17 protein-coding genes are annotated in these 14682 nt (G+C 62.3%); 10 read left to right on the top strand and 7 right to left on the bottom strand.

The window, feature by feature from the left end:
* Window positions 1-2 precede the first annotated feature (2 nt).
* Window positions 3-212 carry a hypothetical protein gene (locus AC0KWY_RS13790; protein ID WP_474026072.1) on the bottom strand — a complete coding sequence of 70 codons (210 nt, stop codon included), beginning with the start codon at window positions 210-212 and terminating at the stop codon, window positions 3-5.
* 203 nt (window positions 213-415) lie between these two features.
* Here AC0KWY_RS13790 and recA point away from each other — a divergent pair, with 203 nt between their 5' ends.
* From recA to hprK, 7 genes are read left to right on the top strand one after another with little or no spacing between them, the layout of a single operon-like run.
* Window positions 416-1444, top strand: coding sequence for a recombinase RecA (recA, locus tag AC0KWY_RS13785; protein ID WP_474026071.1), 1029 nt, complete (start codon window positions 416-418; stop codon window positions 1442-1444).
* Complete coding sequence (recX, locus tag AC0KWY_RS13780; protein ID WP_474026070.1) at window positions 1437-1871, top strand: recombination regulator RecX; 435 nt, start codon at window positions 1437-1439, stop codon at window positions 1869-1871. Before recA ends, recX begins: the two co-directional genes overlap by 8 nt.
* Window positions 1868-2602 (top strand): LPS export ABC transporter ATP-binding protein, encoded by a 735-nt coding sequence (lptB, locus tag AC0KWY_RS13775; protein ID WP_474026069.1) that lies wholly within the window; start codon window positions 1868-1870, stop codon window positions 2600-2602. Before recX ends, lptB begins: the two co-directional genes overlap by 4 nt.
* Before the next feature lie 27 nt (window positions 2603-2629).
* Window positions 2630-4087, top strand: a complete 1458-nt coding sequence (locus tag AC0KWY_RS13770) for an RNA polymerase factor sigma-54 (RefSeq protein WP_474026068.1) — start codon at window positions 2630-2632, stop codon at window positions 4085-4087.
* A gap of 14 nt (window positions 4088-4101) precedes the next feature.
* Entirely contained in the window at window positions 4102-4428 is a 327-nt protein-coding gene (gene hpf / locus AC0KWY_RS13765) for a ribosome hibernation-promoting factor, HPF/YfiA family (RefSeq protein ID WP_416690309.1), read from the top strand.
* A 56-nt stretch (window positions 4429-4484) separates the two neighbouring features.
* A complete protein-coding gene (ptsN, locus tag AC0KWY_RS13760; protein WP_474029730.1) occupies window positions 4485-4934 on the top strand; it encodes a PTS IIA-like nitrogen regulatory protein PtsN in 450 nt (149 codons plus the stop codon).
* Window positions 4935-4943: 9 nt separating this feature from the next.
* Entirely contained in the window at window positions 4944-5879 is a 936-nt protein-coding gene (hprK, locus tag AC0KWY_RS13755) for an HPr(Ser) kinase/phosphatase (RefSeq protein WP_474026067.1), read from the top strand.
* Between the two features lie 19 nt (window positions 5880-5898).
* Here the strand turns inward: hprK and AC0KWY_RS13750 are convergent, their stop codons facing one another.
* Both AC0KWY_RS13750 and ttcA read right to left on the bottom strand, forming a co-directional pair.
* A complete protein-coding gene (locus AC0KWY_RS13750; RefSeq protein WP_474026066.1) occupies window positions 5899-6798 on the bottom strand; it encodes an FHA domain-containing protein in 900 nt (299 codons plus the stop codon).
* Between the two features lie 55 nt (window positions 6799-6853).
* Window positions 6854-7723 carry a tRNA 2-thiocytidine(32) synthetase TtcA gene (gene ttcA / locus AC0KWY_RS13745; protein WP_474026065.1) on the bottom strand — a complete coding sequence of 290 codons (870 nt, stop codon included), beginning with the start codon at window positions 7721-7723 and terminating at the stop codon, window positions 6854-6856.
* Window positions 7724-7831: 108 nt separating this feature from the next.
* On the opposite strand from ttcA, the gene AC0KWY_RS13740 reads away from it, so the two are divergent.
* Window positions 7832-8992 carry a class I SAM-dependent methyltransferase gene (locus tag AC0KWY_RS13740; RefSeq protein ID WP_474026064.1) on the top strand — a complete coding sequence of 387 codons (1161 nt, stop codon included), beginning with the start codon at window positions 7832-7834 and terminating at the stop codon, window positions 8990-8992.
* Window positions 8993-9043: 51 nt separating this feature from the next.
* Window positions 9044-9235, top strand: coding sequence for a YjfB family protein (locus AC0KWY_RS13735; RefSeq protein ID WP_474026063.1), 192 nt, complete (start codon window positions 9044-9046; stop codon window positions 9233-9235).
* Here AC0KWY_RS13735 and AC0KWY_RS13730 read toward each other — a convergent pair.
* The gene (locus AC0KWY_RS13730) at window positions 9225-10031 is read right to left on the bottom strand and encodes an alpha/beta hydrolase (RefSeq protein WP_474026062.1); all 807 of its coding nucleotides are present in this window, start codon (window positions 10029-10031) and stop codon (window positions 9225-9227) included. The two genes, AC0KWY_RS13735 and AC0KWY_RS13730, sit on opposite strands and share 11 nt — an antisense overlap.
* A gap of 59 nt (window positions 10032-10090) precedes the next feature.
* On the opposite strand from AC0KWY_RS13730, the gene AC0KWY_RS13725 reads away from it, so the two are divergent.
* Complete coding sequence (locus AC0KWY_RS13725) at window positions 10091-10288, top strand: DUF2905 domain-containing protein (protein ID WP_474026060.1); 198 nt, start codon at window positions 10091-10093, stop codon at window positions 10286-10288.
* On the opposite strand, the gene AC0KWY_RS13720 is transcribed toward AC0KWY_RS13725, so the two are convergent.
* The 3 genes from AC0KWY_RS13720 to AC0KWY_RS13710 form a co-directional block, all read right to left on the bottom strand.
* Window positions 10253-11491 carry a multifunctional CCA addition/repair protein gene (locus AC0KWY_RS13720; RefSeq protein ID WP_474026059.1) on the bottom strand — a complete coding sequence of 413 codons (1239 nt, stop codon included), beginning with the start codon at window positions 11489-11491 and terminating at the stop codon, window positions 10253-10255. The genes AC0KWY_RS13725 and AC0KWY_RS13720 overlap by 36 nt on opposite strands.
* A gap of 15 nt (window positions 11492-11506) precedes the next feature.
* Window positions 11507-12469, bottom strand: a complete 963-nt coding sequence (locus AC0KWY_RS13715; RefSeq protein WP_474026058.1) for a complex I NDUFA9 subunit family protein — start codon at window positions 12467-12469, stop codon at window positions 11507-11509.
* Window positions 12470-12545: 76 nt separating this feature from the next.
* Entirely contained in the window at window positions 12546-14591 is a 2046-nt protein-coding gene (locus AC0KWY_RS13710) for a DUF1631 family protein (RefSeq protein WP_474026057.1), read from the bottom strand.
* Between the last annotated feature and the right edge of the window lie 91 nt (window positions 14592-14682).

Here is a 14682-nt window from a genome sequence, read left to right as displayed (position 1 = left end):
GTTCAGGAACGCCGGTCCGGGATGCTGCAGCGGGGGTCGCGGAACGGTCCGCCGCCATGGGTCCAGCCGGCGCCGGGCGAGGTCTGCAGGCAGACTGTCGTGCCGTCGATCTTGCTCAGCCAGCGGTGCCAGCTTGCTGGGCGAGCCTGGGTGCCGAGGATGGCGAGACCGAGCAAGGTCGGGATGAGGTAGCGGAGAAGACGATATTTCATGGTCGATATACTGTATAGTTGTACAGTAAATGCCGTCGTTCGGGCAGGGGCGCAAAGCATACACCCCTGGCCGCGGCATTCGGCAGCGAACGGAATCGCCATTGGCATGTTTGCTGCCGATGGCGCATCATCATGCAGCCAGCAATTTTTGTTCCATCCCTGGCCCCTGTGCCATAATCCGCTCAACGTTTCGAGGTAAGAACATGGACGACAACAAGGCAAAGGCGCTCGCCGCAGCGCTGCAACAAATCGAAAAGCAGTTCGGCAAGGGCTCCATCATGAAGATGGGCGATGCCGAGATCGACGAAGGGATCCAGGTCGTTTCCACCGGCTCGCTCGGGCTTGATCTGGCGCTGGGCGTCGGCGGCCTGCCGCGTGGCCGTGTCGTCGAGATCTACGGTCCGGAATCTTCGGGCAAGACCACGCTCTGTCTGCAGGTCGTCGCTGAAATGCAGAAGCTGGGCGGCGTCGCCGCCTTCATCGATGCCGAGCATGCGCTCGATCCGCAATATGCGCAGAAACTCGGCGTCAATGTCGGCGACCTGCTGATTTCGCAGCCCGACACCGGCGAGCAGGCGCTGGAGATTTCCGACATGCTGGTGCGCTCGGGTTCGGTCGACATCATCGTCATCGACTCGGTCGCCGCCCTCACCCCTCGTGCCGAAATCGAAGGCGAAATGGGCGACCAGATGGTCGGCCTGCACGCTCGCCTGATGTCGCAGGCGTTGCGCAAGCTGACCGCCAACATCAAGAAGACCAATACGCTGGTCATCTTCATCAACCAGATCCGGATGAAGATCGGCGTCATGTTCGGCTCGCCGGAAACCACCACCGGCGGTAACGCGCTCAAGTTCTACGCTTCGGTGCGCATGGACATCCGCCGCATCGGCGGCATCAAGAAGGGCGACGAGGTGATCGGCAACGAGACCAAGGTCAAGGTGGTCAAGAACAAGGTGTCGCCGCCGTTCCGCGAAGCCATTTTCGATATCCTCTACGGTGAAGGCATTTCCCGCGAAGGCGAGATTGTCGAGATGGGCGTTGCCCACAAGCTGATCGACAAGTCCGGCGCCTGGTATGCCTACCAGGGCGAGAAGATTGGCCAGGGCAAGGACAACGCCCGCGAGTTCCTGCGTAGCCACCCGGATACCGCCCGCGAGATCGAGGCGAAAATCCGTGAGGCGGCAGCGGCCAAGGTGCTCAAGCCGACCCGTTCGTCCGGCGGGGATGACTGAACTGCGTCAGCGCGCCCTGCAGTTATTGGCCCGGCGCGAACATAGCCGGGCCGAGCTGCATGCCCGGTTGGCCGCCCAGGCCGAGTCCGGCGAGGCGCTGCTGGCGGTGCTCGATGCGCTGGAGCAGCAGGGGCTGCTGTCCGACGACCGCTATGCCAGGCAACGGGTGGTCGCCCGTGCCGGCCGCTATGGCAACGCCCGTCTGCGCCAGGAGTTGAAGCAGCGCGGTATCGGCGACAGCGAGATCGCGGCGGCGCTACCGGAGGCCGGCGACGAGCTGGAACGTTGCCGGGCGATCTGGGTCAGGAAGTTCGGCCAGCCGCCGGAATCTCCGGAAGAGCGTGCAAAACAGACGCGTTTCCTGCAGTATCGCGGCTTTTCCCATGAAGCGATCCGCCATGTCCTGCGTGGAGTCGAAGACGAATGAGCCTGCCGTCAGCCACCCTGTCCGCCCATAACCTGAAAAAGCGCTACAAGGCGCGGACTGTCGTCGAGGACGTTTCCTTCGCCGTCAGGTCGGGCGAGGTGGTCGGCCTGCTCGGTCCGAACGGCGCCGGCAAGACCACGTGTTTCTACATGGTCGTCGGTCTGGTGGTTGCCGATGGCGGCGAGGTCTATATCGACGAGGAGCGCTTGACCCATCAGGCGATGCATGCCCGGGCCCGCCTCGGACTGTCCTATCTGCCGCAGGAAGCATCGGTGTTCCGCAAGCTCAACGTCGAGGAAAACATCCAGGCGGTGCTGGAGTTGCAGAAGCTGACGCCGACCGAGATCGCCGCGCGGCTCGAGGAGTTGTTGAGCGAGCTGCATATCGGCCATGTCCGCCATGTCAATGCGGCGGCGCTTTCCGGCGGCGAGCGGCGGCGTGTCGAAATTGCCCGGGCGCTGGCGACCAATCCGCGTTTCATTCTGCTCGACGAACCTTTCGCCGGTGTCGATCCGATCGCCGTGCTGGAAATCCAGAAAATCATCCGTTTCCTCAAGGATCGCGGCATCGGTGTCCTGATTACCGACCACAATGTTCGCGAGACCCTCGGCATCTGCGATCACGCAGTGATCATCAACGCCGGTCACGTCCTGGCTTCCGGGCGGCCGGAAGAAATTGTCGACAATGAAAGCGTGCGCAAGGTATACCTTGGCGAACATTTCCGGCTTTGATTCCTACGTGACCAGACCATTCCCGCAATGAAACCGGCACTCCAGCTCAAACTCTCGCAACATCTCGCCCTGACGCCGCAGTTGCAGCAGTCGATCAAGCTGCTGCAACTGTCTACGGTCGAGATGCAGCAGGAGATCGAACGCTATCTGCTGGAAAACCCGATGCTGGAGCGCGACGACGACGGCCCGACCGAGTCGTATGCCGCCGCCCAGCAATTCGATTCGCCGGACAAGGCAAGCTCGGCAGAGACGGCAAGCCCACCGGAAAGTCACGAGGACGCTCAGGGCGAGCCGCCGATGACCCCGGACGACGTCGATGACGACCGCTGGTCGAGCGACGCCGGTACCTTCACCGGCGCCGGGCGTGACGAGGATGACGACAACGACCCGCAGGACAGTCACGCAGCCAATGTCAGCCTGCGCGAGCACCTCGGTTGGCAACTGGGAATGACCCAGATGTCGGAACGCGATCGCAGCCTGGTCCGTTTCCTGATCGAAGCGCTCGACGATGACGGTTATCTGGCGACGCCTCTCGATGAACTCTGGGAAACCCTGCCCGCCGAGTACGAAGTCGAACTCGAAGAGCTCGACATCGCCCTGCGCCACATCCAGAACTTCGATCCGACCGGTGTTGGCGCCCGCGATCTGCGCGAATGTCTGCTGCTGCAGCTCAAGGTCGAGGAAGATTGCGCCGAGCGGACGTTGGCCATGGCCATCGCCGACAAGCACCTGGAACTTCTGGCCGCCCGCGATTTTGCGCGGATTCGCCGACTCACCGGCTGTGACGACGAAATCCTCAAGGGCGCCCACGAACTGATCACCAGCCTCAATCCGCGGCCGGCCGCCGGCTATTCGCAGATCGAAGCGCGTTACATCACGCCCGATGTCATCGTCAAGAAACTCAAGGGCAAGTGGACGGCCTACATCAATCCGGACGCCTACCCTCGCCTGCGCATCAACCGCTTGTACGCGGAAATCCTCGCCAAGCAGCGGCGCGGCAACGGCAATCTGAGCGGCCAGTTGCAGGAAGCACGCTGGCTGATCAAGAACGTCCAGCAGCGTTTCGAGACCATCCACCGCGTCACCCAGGCCATCGTCGACCGCCAGCGCCAATTCTTCGAGCACGGCGAAGTCGCCATGCGGCCCCTGGTCCTGCGCGAGATTGCCGACCTGCTCGGCCTCCACGAATCGACCATTTCACGGGTGACCAGCCAGAAATACATGGCGACGCCGCGGGGAATTTTCGAGCTCAAATACTTCTTTGGCAGCCACGTATCCACCGATACTGGCGGTGCCTGTTCTGCCACCGCCATTCGTGCGCTGATCAAGCAATTGATTTCGGCGGAGGATGGCAAGAAGCCCTTGTCGGATAGTCAATTATCCGAAATACTAGGCCAGCAGGGAATCGTCGTTGCCCGACGCACGGTCGCCAAATACCGCGAATCGTTGAACATCCCGCCGGTCAATTTACGAAAGACCCTGTAGAGAGAGGAGAAAAAATGAATCTGCAAATCAGCGGTCATCATATTGAAGTTACCCCGGCCCTGCGCGAATACGTCGAGAACAAGCTCGAACCCGTTCTGCGTCACTTCGACAAGGTGACCGGCGTCAGCGTCGTGCTCTCGGTCGAGAAGCTCAAGCAGCAGGCTGAAGTTACCCTGCACGTGCCGGGCAAGGACATCCATGTCGAGGAAGCCGGCGACGATCTTTACGCAGCGATCGATGCCATGTTCGACAAGCTCGACCGCCAGGTCCAGAAGTACAAGCAGAAGGTGCAGGATCACCATCGCGGTGAGAAACCGTCGCAGCACCTTGAAGGCGAATAAGCCGGCCCTGACCGCAGCCATTCCCGGCTGCGGTCTTTTTGCTTCAACACTTTCCCATGACCCCCCTAGACAACATTCTGACTGCCGACCAGGTTCTGCTTGATTTGGATGCGAGCAGCAAGAAACGTGTTTTCGAACAGGCCGGGATGCTTTTCGAAGGTCGGCTCGGCATGGCCCGGACGCAGATTTTCGATAGCCTGTTTGCTCGCGAGAAGCTGGGCTCCACTGGCCTCGGTCAGGGCATCGCGATCCCGCATGGCCGCATCAAAGGCCTGAAACAGGCGGCCGGTGCACTAATCCGCCTGACCACACCGATTCCCTTCGATTCGCCGGACGGCCGCCCGGTCACCCTGCTATTCGTGTTGCTGGTGCCGGAGCAGGCGACCGAGGAGCATCTGCAGATCCTTTCCGAACTGGCGCAACGCTTCTCCGACCGGGCCTTCCGCGAAGCCCTGCTGGCGGCGCCCGACGTCGCAACCGTTCTCTCCCTGTTCAAGAAGTCCTGATTCCGCGCCGTGCGCCACATCAGCCTTGAACAGTTGTACCAGGACAACCGCGAGCAGTTGTTGTTCAACTGGGTAGTCGGCCAGCGTGCCGACCGTCGGGTCGAACTGAAGGCGGCGAGCAATTACGGCGCCGACGTCGTCGGCCACATCAACATCATTCACCCGGAACGCCTGCAGGTCATGGGGCAGGCCGAGTACGACTGGGCGATGCGGATCGGCGAACGCCGCTTCGGCCAGCTATTCAGCGATCTGTTGTCGGCCAGGACGCCGGCGATGATCGTTGCCGATGGACTCAAGCCGCCCGATTTCGTGCTCGAAGCCTGTCGGCAGGCCGATGTGCCGTTGATCCTTTCGCCCAAGCATTGTTCAGCGGTGATCGATCACCTGCGCATCTACCTTTCCGCTCGCCTCGCCGATACGGTCAGCCTGCACGGGGTATTCATGGACGTGCTCGGCATGGGCGTGCTGATCACCGGCGATTCCGGGGTCGGCAAGTCGGAACTGGCGCTCGAACTGATTTCCCGCGGCCACGGCCTGGTTGCCGACGACGTCGTCGAAATGGCGCGCATCGCGCCAACCACGATCGAGGGCCGTTGCCCCGGCATGCTGCGGGATTTCCTCGAGGTGCGCGGGCTCGGGCTGCTCAACATCCGTACCATCTTCGGCGAAACGGCGTCGCGCCGGAAAATGAAGCTGAAGCTGATCGTTCACCTGCAGCGGACGATCGCCGCCGAAGATGCACCACGCCTGCCGCTCGATGCGCAGACTCAGGAAGTGCTTGGTGTTCCGGTGCGCAAGGTGGTGATCCCCGTTGCCGCCGGACGCAACCTGGCGGTGCTGCTGGAGGCTGCGGTGCGCAATACCATCCTGCAGTATCGGGGAATTGATTCGATGCAGGATTTCATCGACCGGCAAAGCCGGGTGATGACTGACGAAACGCCCTGAGACTGGCCCTTCGCCTCGCTCAGAGGTGTTCGAATTCGATGCGTTCGGCGGCCGTATCGTTGGCCGAGCTGCCAAAGCAGATGATGCCCTTGCCGTCGAGCAAAGCTTCATGCTTGCGAACCAGCACCTCCCGTTGTCCCTGCAGGGTCAGGAAGCTGCCATTGGTGCTGGTGTCGACCAGATAGTAGCCGTCGTCGCGGCGCTCGATGCGCGCATGCAAGCGCGAAACCCGACGGTTCTCGACCAGCAGCTTGCACGATGGATCGCGGCCAAGGCTGATCACCGGCGCCTTCTGATCGATCAGGAAGGCTTGGCCGTGATAGCGCAGGCAAAGTCGCTCGGCAACCCGCGGCTGGTTGTGGGGGCCGAACATGGAGTGGTGCTGCGGCGCGGCGACCGTCTTTGCCGGCCAGTTGATCTCGAAGACCAGAAGTTGATTTTCTGCTTCGGTCAAATTGCCCACATCCGGTCTTGCCTGGGTGGTGATTACCGTGCTCGGCGGCAGCGCGGCAACGATTGCCCCACTACACAGTATCTGATCGCCGCGGGCGTAACCGCCGATACGCATCAGGTTGGCCAGCGTTTCCGGCTTCGCTGGCTGTTCCGGATCGTTGCCCTTGTCGTGCAGGGCTACGCGAATGCTCAGCTTGTGTCCGGAGACCGGTGGCAGGTCAGCGACTCGCTGATGCATGTCGACGGCCGCGTAGCAGGCATTTTCCGGGGTCGGGAAAGACACCAGGATCTCGTCGCCCACCTGTTGCAACAGCTTCCCGTCGTAAGCATCGATGGCGCGTTGCATGCGCTTGATGCAGCGGTCGATGGCGCGTTCCGCCTCCTGTTCGTCCAGGCGCTGATGGAGCGAAGCGCTGCCGGTGATATCGGCGACCATGATGACGGGGATCGGGCGCTGCGCGTTCATAGCTGGACTGGATGGAAAGGACGTCCGATTATATGACGGACTGCATTTCGTGGCATCAGGCAAGCGGGGAAATCGGAATTGCGCCGCTGAATTCCAGCGGTTGGGCGTCGAAGGCGATATCGCCCTCGTCGACCGGCGTATCCAGCGTCAGCCCGCTGAAATCGAACAGTGCATTGTCGGCGAGATGGGACGGCACGACGTTCTGCATGGCGGTGAAGACCGATTCGGTGCGACCCGGATAGCGACGGTCCCAGTCCTGCATCATTTCCTTGATCTTCTGCCGCTGCAGGTTTTCCTGCGAACCGCAGAGATTGCAGGGAATGATGGGAAAAGCCATGCCGCGGGCAAACTTGGCGATGTCGGTTTCGCTGCAGTAGGCGAGCGGCCGGATCACGACGTGCGCCTTGTCGTCGGTCACCAGCTTCGGCGGCATCGCCTTCATCTTGCCGCCGAACAGCATGTTGAGGAACAGGGTATGAACCATGTCGTCGCGGTGATGGCCGAGGGCAATCTTGTTGGCACCAAGTTCCTTCGCGGTGCGGTAGATGATGCCGCGGCGCAGGCGCGAGCACAGCGAGCAGGTGGTTTTCCCCTCGGGAATCTTGTCCTTGACGATCGAATAGGTATCGGCCTCGACGATCCGGTAGTCGATGCCGATCGACTCGAAATAAGAGGGCAGGACATCGGCCGGGAATCCAGGCTGCTTCTGGTCGAGGTTCATCGCAATCAGACGGAACTTCACCGGTGCCCGCTTCTGCAGCGCCATCAGCATGGCGAGCAGGGTGTAGGAATCCTTGCCGCCGGAGCAGCAGACCAGGACGGTGTCCCCGTCGGCGATCATGTTGTAGTCCATGATCGCCTTGCCGGTGCGGCCTTCGAGATATTTGCGGAGTTTTTGCAGGTTGGCGGAGACGGGAGTATCCATGATCGGCGGTCTTTGCTCGTGGTGGTGGCGCGTTGTTGCGGCCGCAAGTTTACACGGATCGTCCGCCAAAGCGTCGCCGCCCAGTAGAATGCGGCTATTTGCCCGCCCATGAGCCAGCTACCTGCGCCCTCTCCCGAGGCGCTCGCGCATAGCGCCCGCCTGCAAGCCGAAATTCACCACGCCATAGACCAGCAAGGCGGCTGGTTGTCGTTTGCGGCTTTCATGGAGATGCTGCTCTATGCGCCGGGGCTCGGCTATTACACCGCAGGTGCCCGCAAGTTCGGCAGCGCCGGGGATTTCGTCACTGCGCCAGAGATGACGCCCCTTTTCGGCCAGGCGCTGGCACGCCAGGTTGCGCGGATCATGGCACTTTCGGCGTCGCGGGTGCTTGAAGTCGGGGCCGGCTCCGGGCGCCTGGCGGCCGATCTTCTGCTGGCGCTGGAGGACCTTGGCCAACTGCCCGAGCGCTACGCGATCCTCGACCTTTCCGCCGATCTACGCCAACGCCAGCAGCAGACGATAGCCCGAGCGGCGCCGCACCTGCTGGCGCGGGTCGAATGGCTGGACCGGCTGCCCGACGAATTCAGCGGCGTCGTGCTGGCCAACGAACTGCTCGATGCCTTGCCGGCCCACCTGGTGCGCTGGGATGGCGACGAAATCCGCGAATGCGGTCTGGTCCGCGATGCCGATGGCGGTTTCATGTGGAACGAGCGGGCGGCCAGCGGAGCCCTGCTCGCCGCGGCGCGTGAAATCGCCGACAGTTGCGAACTGGAACCCGGCTATCTGAGCGAAATCAGCCTCGCAGCGCGTGCCTGGGCGGCGGAATGGGGCCATCGCCTGCAGTGTGGCGCCCTGCTCCTGATCGACTACGGATTTCCCCGCCACGAGTATTACCATCCGCAGCGCAGCGCCGGTACCCTGATGTGTCACTACCGTCACCATGCCCATGCCGATCCCTTCTACCTGCCCGGCTTGCAGGATGTGACGGTGCATGTGGATTTCACGGCGATCATTGCTGCCGCCCACGGCGCCGGACTGGATCTGCTGGGCTACGCGAGCCAGGGACAGTTCCTGCTCAATTGCGGCATGCTCGATCTGCTGGCGGCAATTCCCCGCGACACACCGGATTACGTGCGGGCCGCCTCCGCCGTCGGCAAATTGCTGATGCCGCACGAGATGGGGGAACTGTTCAAGGTGATGGCGATCGGCCGCGGCCTTGACGGCGGGTTGCTCGGTTTTGCGCAGGGCGATCAAAGTCGCCGTTTGTAAAAAAGTGGTCTAAACTGGAAGCGCTTAATAGAAGTTTGCGGGAGCAGAGTCATGGACACTTCGGGAATCGGCAGTTTCAATACGGCGATGAGCGCTGAGCAGACCAGTATGGCCGTATCCACGGCCGTCCTGAAAAAGGCGATCGATATCGAGGAGCAGAACTCGATGCAGTTGCTGCAGACCTTGCCTCCGACCTACAACAACCCACCGAATCTTGGTAGTCAGGTTGACGTCAAGGCTTGAGCGTTTCCAGCCAGTTCAGGATCAGCGAAGCCCCCTTTTGCCACTCCTTTTCGTGCGTGATCGCGTGACCCATGTCGCGCAGGATGTGGGCGGGTTCGCCATAGGTCTGGGCGGTTGTCTGAACAAGAAAAGCCGGCACCAGGGCATCCATTTCGGCGCCAACGATGAGCATCGGCGGTTTCTGCATGCAGTAGAGGTTGGGCAGGTTGAACATCGACATGTCCCAGATTGCCCGTTGTGATTCGTTCTGCATCTGGCCGAGCCAGACTTCGAGCATTTGCGGGTCAACCTCGCCGGCGAACAACGCCTCCTTCAACGTCTCGGTCTCGGTATAGTTGCCGGCCAGGATGCGGTTGATTTCCAGATAGAGTTGGGGTTTCTGCAGCAGCAGATGGAACTGGGCAGCGATCAGGCCTTGCGGTGGCACCGAACAGAGCAGCGCGACCGCAGGTGCGGCATGGTGTTCCAGGTATTTCTGGACGACGAAGCCGCCCATCGAATGTCCCAGCAGCACTGGTTCGATGGCGAGCGCTTCGATTACCGTGCGGACGTCCTCGACATAGTCGGCTACCGACAGCCAGTTGATACGGTCGTGACCATCGCTGCCGCCGTGGCCGCGCAGCGATAGTGCATGGCAGGGATAGCCGGCGGCCGCAAAGTAAGGCATGTAGGTTTCGGTCCACATCCAAGCGCCGGCAAAGGCGCCGTGGATGAACAGCAGGTCCGGTCGGCAAGCCGGGCTGTCGGGGAAACAGGAAAAGACTTCGATTCCTGCGATATTCTGTTGTTTTATCATCGTACTACCATGGTTTCATGGGGAGCGGCCCTGACCGTCGGCCGAGGGGGATCGGGTTCATGCTGAAGTGGTTGTTGACGCTGGTTGTCGCGATATTCCTGCTCGGGTTGGTGACGCCCCATCTCGCCCGTTTCGTCCGTTTTGGGCAACTGCCCGGGGACTTCGCGTTTCGTTGGCGGGGCAAGGTCTATCACTTTCCCTTCGTCAGCATCCTGCTCTTCTCATTGCTGCTCTGGCTGGTCGGGCGCCTCCTCTAGGGCCCGGCGGACGGCCGCGATGCGGGCCTGGCGGATACGTTCCGGGATGCCTTCCGGGTTTGGGCTGGCGGCGGCGATTTCTCCGGCATTGATCTCATTGACCGCGGTGAGCGCCTTGTGCAGTCTGGCTGGCGCGCTGTAAGGCCGATCTTCCCAGCCGCCACGGCCGGTGTAATCGCACAGGCAGGCGTCGAGCAACTGGTCGAAACGGGCCGGGCGGCGCAGGGCATCGCATTTCTCGAACAACTCGACGATGGTCGCCGCCCGCAGTTCGCCGGCGCGGTGGATGCTGCCGTGGTGGCGGGCCATCAACAATGCCAGGTCGCGGCATTCGCCCGGTACCCGCAGGCGTTCGCCTAGCACCAGGCAAAGGCTGGCGCTGCGGGTTTCATGACCGATATGCCGGGGCAGGATGTCGGCGGGGGTCAGTGCCTTACCCAGGTCGTGGCAAAGCGCGGCGTAACGGACCGGCAACGGGAAGTCGCGCCGCGCTGCTTGGTCGATGACCATCATGGTATGGATGCCGGTGTCGATCTCCGGATGGTAGTCGGCGCGTTGCGGCACCCCGAACAAGGCCTCGACCTCGGGCAGCAAGCGGGCGAGCGCACCGCACTGGCGCAGGACCTCGAACATCCGCGACGGCTTGTCCTCCATCAGTCCCTTGGCCAGTTCCTGCCAGACGCGTTCGGCGACCAGGTGATCGACTTCGCCGGCGGCGACCATGTCCTGCATCAGGGCGACGGTCTCGGGAGCGACCGAGAAATCGGCAAAACGCGCGGCAAAGCGGGCCAGGCGCAGGATGCGCACGGGGTCTTCGGCGAAGGCCGGGCCGACGTGGCGCAAAACCCTGGCGGCGAGGTCGCCTTGCCCGTTGAAAGGGTCGATCACCCTGCCCCCGGTGTCGCGCGCCATCGCGTTGATGGTCAGGTCGCGGCGCGCGAGGTCTTCTTCCAGCGTGACGTCGGGGGCGGTGTGGAAAGTGAAGCCGTGGTAGCCCGGGGCGGTCTTGCGCTCGGTGCGGGCCAGCGCGTATTCCTCGTGCGTTTCGGGGTGCAGGAAGACCGGGAAATCCTTGCCGACCGGCTTGAATCCCCCTGCCCGCATGGCTTCCGGAGTGCTGCCGACGACCACGTGATCGCGGTCGTCGCAGGGCCGTCCGAGCAACTCGTCACGGACGGCGCCGCCGACGACGTATACCTGCACGGCCTCGTCGCCGACTCAGCGGCCAGCCCGGAAGCGGAAGCTGTCGAGCTTGCCCTTCGGCGTGTTGCGGGCGATGTAGGTCGGCGCGACGGCCTCCAGGGCGGTCGGCTGCCAGCCGGCGGGCAGGTGGCAATCGCCGGCGCAGACGCTGTCGACCTGCATCGAGCGCAGGTTGTCGGGCGACATCAGCGGCTTCGGCGCCAGCCACATCAGGCCGGCCTGTAGGTAGGCCAGACCCTCAGGCAGCGCGATAACACGGGCCCGGCTAGCGGTGAGCTGGGCGGTGTAATCAACCAGTTCGCGCAAGCTGTAAGCTTTCGGTCCAACCAGATCGTAGGCCTGGCCGAAGGTCGAGGCGTCGTCGAGGGAATCGACGAAGGCGTCGGCGACATCGGCGGCCCAGACCGGCTGGAAGCGGGCGTGACCGAAACCGAGCGGGAAAATGGGGGCGCTTTTCAGGACCTTGGCGAACATGTTCAGGAAACTGTCGCCGAGACCGAAAATGACCGACGGGCGGAAAACACTGACGTCAAGGTCGCTGGCTGCCGCCATGACGATCGCTTCGCCCTCGCCTTTCGAGGCCAGATATTCGGATGGCGCGTCGGGGGCGGCCTTGAGCGCGCTCATATGCACCAGGCGGCGGACGCCGGCGGCTTTGCAGGCGGCGATGATCTTCTTCGGCAATTCGACATGCGCCTGCCCAAAATCGTCGCTATACGGGAATTTGACGTCGCGGCTGTGCAGGATTCCAACCAGATTGATCACTGCATCCTGCCCCTGCATCAGCGATGCCAGGCTCGCCGGGCAATGGATGTTGGCTTCCGGCATTTCGACACCGGGCTGCATGATCAGCGCCTTGGTCCGTTCGCGCCGCCGGGTCGGAACGGTGACCTGGATGCCGCGCTGGGACAGGCGGTTGACGATGTAGGTGCCGACAAAACCGCTGCCCCCCAGCAGCAAGACCTTCTTGATACTCATCTGGAACCCCGCGATATTTTTCTGAGAGGGCTAATTTTAAAGGCAAAGCCGTTCTCGCGGGGCACCGGAAGATGATTTAGGAGGCAGATACCCGGGCCAGTAGCGTGGCGAACAGGCCAGGCTGACCGAGGTGTCGGGCACTGCCCTTCTTCAGTTGTTCTGCAAGTAGCTGGGGATGGATGGCCAGGGCAAGGTCGGTTTCGGGATTGAAGAAGAGGCAGCGACCGGTACTTGCGCTCTGCAGGCATAGACAAAGCTGCTGATCGACCTCGTCGAGCTTGATTTCCATCCATTCGCCGGCGCTGAAAACCGGATTACGCCCTTCCGTCGCCGGTGGCAGTTGGTAGTCGATGGTGTGCAGGGCACGGTTGCCGGCTTCCAGTCGGCCAATGCTGAGTTGCCGGATGCCGTGTCCCTGATGCACTTCTGCGAGCGCCACGCTGGCCCCGACGGGGGGCGGCGGTTCGCTGCCGTTAGGACGCATGGCCCGCGTTTGCAGTTCGAAACAGGCATCGAGGATGCGGGTCTGCGTTTCCGCAGCAATGCCCAGCGTTTCCATCCCTTCCTTGATTGCCTGCAGCACGGCGGGCAGCTTTTGTGCCAGCGTCCGGCGTTGCTCGCCATCGGCCTTCGGGCGGAAACTCCAGACCAGCGCATTCAGTGTTTCCGTGCGCTCCAGCCAGGCCGGACCGCCCTGCCCCTGTTCGAACCAGGCGCGTTCCAGCAGGCGTTTCCAGTCCTGGACGATGAAGTTGCGCAGCAATTCGGGCAGCGAATCGAGATGCAGCCTTGCGTAATACTCGCCGATTTCGCGGTCCGCTTGTTCGCGGCGATCGAGTTGGCGCAGGAACGGATGATAGGGCGCTGCCGCATCGAAAATCTTCTGATGACGGGCGCCGATTTGAACTTCCAGTTCGGCCGCGGCAAGGGCGAATGCGGCGGCATCGCCGGCGTTGTCCTGGCGCAGGCGGTCGCAGGTTTCGATCAGTTGCTGGCACACCGGGTGGGTAGCGGAAACCGTCAGCGGAAGTCCGAAAAGGAGTGTTGCCAGGCGATCGATCAACTGGCGGCAAGGATGATCGGCGCGGGTATACAGGCTGCGGTCGCGGACTGCGATCCGGGCGATGCGGACCTGCAGCTTGGCAAGCGTTTCCTTGAGAACGCCGGGAATCGTCGGGTCGTTGAACAGGTTGTTGAAAAAGCGGCCGGTCAGGTCGATGGCCTGGCCTTCCAGGCTGTTGGCGGGGATGCCCAGGGCGTCCGATTGCAGGACGACCGGTGCGGCCTCTGCGGTACTGCCGGCTTCACCGAACAGCTCCGGGATCAGGGATTCCAGCTTGGGCGAGGTTGCCGTCAGGAAGTCGAGACTGTTTTGCTGGCCGCGTTCCATCTGGTCCAGCCGGAACATCAGGTTTTCCAGCGCGCCCTGGCTGAGCAGGGTGTGGGTGGCGTTGGCCGGGCGCTCGCCGGCATTGGGTGCTGCGGCACTGGCGACAACCTGGGGCTCCGGTTTGGGGGCTGGCGTTCGCGATGGGGGCTGGACGGCGGCAATCGGGGGTTGCGTGACCTCGATACCGATGCTTTGCAGAAAATCGTCCAGTTGGCCGTAGATGCCGGGAAGGCTGGTGAGCAGCGAAACCTCGATTCTCTCCAGGAGTTCGAACTTCTTTTCGAGCGAACTGGCGCCGGCCGCGCTGAACAGATCGTGCAGACCCTGGGTTACGCCGCGCGGACCAACCGGGTTGTCGTTCTTGGGTAGATCGGGGCGGCCGAGGATGGTCGCGAAACGCAGGTGCGTCTTCCAGAGCGGGACGCTGGTGGTCTGGATCAGGCGATTGCACAAGCTGTCGAGGCGGATGTCCAACTCCAGATCGTCGTCGCCGACCAGCGATATGCGCGACGAGGTCAGCCCCCGGGCTTCTTCTTCGAAACTGCCCTGGCGGCGCTTGTTCATCATTTCGTCGAAATACCTGCCGCAGCCGCCGATCATCGCCGAGATGGCGGAATCGGAGATCAGGCGGCTGTCGCGCAGCAGTTCGGTGAGGTGTTCGAGATAGAACTTCCGGGCTGCTTGCGAGGATTGGAAACGATCGATGTGGCTGGAGTTTTGCGCAGTATTCACGGACGCGGATTTTCAATAAAGAGGTTGAGAGATCAGTGTACGGACATCCTGAAGCGTTATTGTGTCAGCAAATTAACAATGTAATACGAAT

Source organism: Azonexus sp. MM2026_4 (assembly GCF_055901855.1).
This window is presented reverse-complemented; position numbering and strand designations above follow the sequence as displayed.

Bases quoted from the DNA above. Each gene is read 5' to 3' on its own strand.
- AC0KWY_RS13790 (WP_474026072.1), bottom strand. From the start codon at position 212: ATGAAATATCGTCTTCTCCGCTACCTCATCCCGACCTTGCTCGGTCTC.
- recA (WP_474026071.1), top strand. From the start codon at position 416: ATGGACGACAACAAGGCAAAGGCGCTCGCCGCAGCGCTGCAACAAATC.
- recX (WP_474026070.1), top strand. From the start codon at position 1,437: ATGACTGAACTGCGTCAGCGCGCCCTGCAGTTATTGGCCCGGCGCGAA.
- lptB (WP_474026069.1), top strand. From the start codon at position 1,868: ATGAGCCTGCCGTCAGCCACCCTGTCCGCCCATAACCTGAAAAAGCGC.
- AC0KWY_RS13770 (WP_474026068.1), top strand. From the start codon at position 2,630: ATGAAACCGGCACTCCAGCTCAAACTCTCGCAACATCTCGCCCTGACG.
- hpf (WP_416690309.1), top strand. From the start codon at position 4,102: ATGAATCTGCAAATCAGCGGTCATCATATTGAAGTTACCCCGGCCCTG.
- ptsN (WP_474029730.1), top strand. From the start codon at position 4,485: ATGACCCCCCTAGACAACATTCTGACTGCCGACCAGGTTCTGCTTGAT.
- AC0KWY_RS13750 (WP_474026066.1), bottom strand. From the start codon at position 6,798: ATGAACGCGCAGCGCCCGATCCCCGTCATCATGGTCGCCGATATCACC.
- ttcA (WP_474026065.1), bottom strand. From the start codon at position 7,723: ATGGATACTCCCGTCTCCGCCAACCTGCAAAAACTCCGCAAATATCTC.
- AC0KWY_RS13740 (WP_474026064.1), top strand. From the start codon at position 7,832: ATGAGCCAGCTACCTGCGCCCTCTCCCGAGGCGCTCGCGCATAGCGCC.
- AC0KWY_RS13735 (WP_474026063.1), top strand. From the start codon at position 9,044: ATGGACACTTCGGGAATCGGCAGTTTCAATACGGCGATGAGCGCTGAG.
- AC0KWY_RS13730 (WP_474026062.1), bottom strand. From the start codon at position 10,031: ATGATAAAACAACAGAATATCGCAGGAATCGAAGTCTTTTCCTGTTTC.
- AC0KWY_RS13725 (WP_474026060.1), top strand. From the start codon at position 10,091: ATGCTGAAGTGGTTGTTGACGCTGGTTGTCGCGATATTCCTGCTCGGG.
- AC0KWY_RS13715 (WP_474026058.1), bottom strand. From the start codon at position 12,469: ATGAGTATCAAGAAGGTCTTGCTGCTGGGGGGCAGCGGTTTTGTCGGC.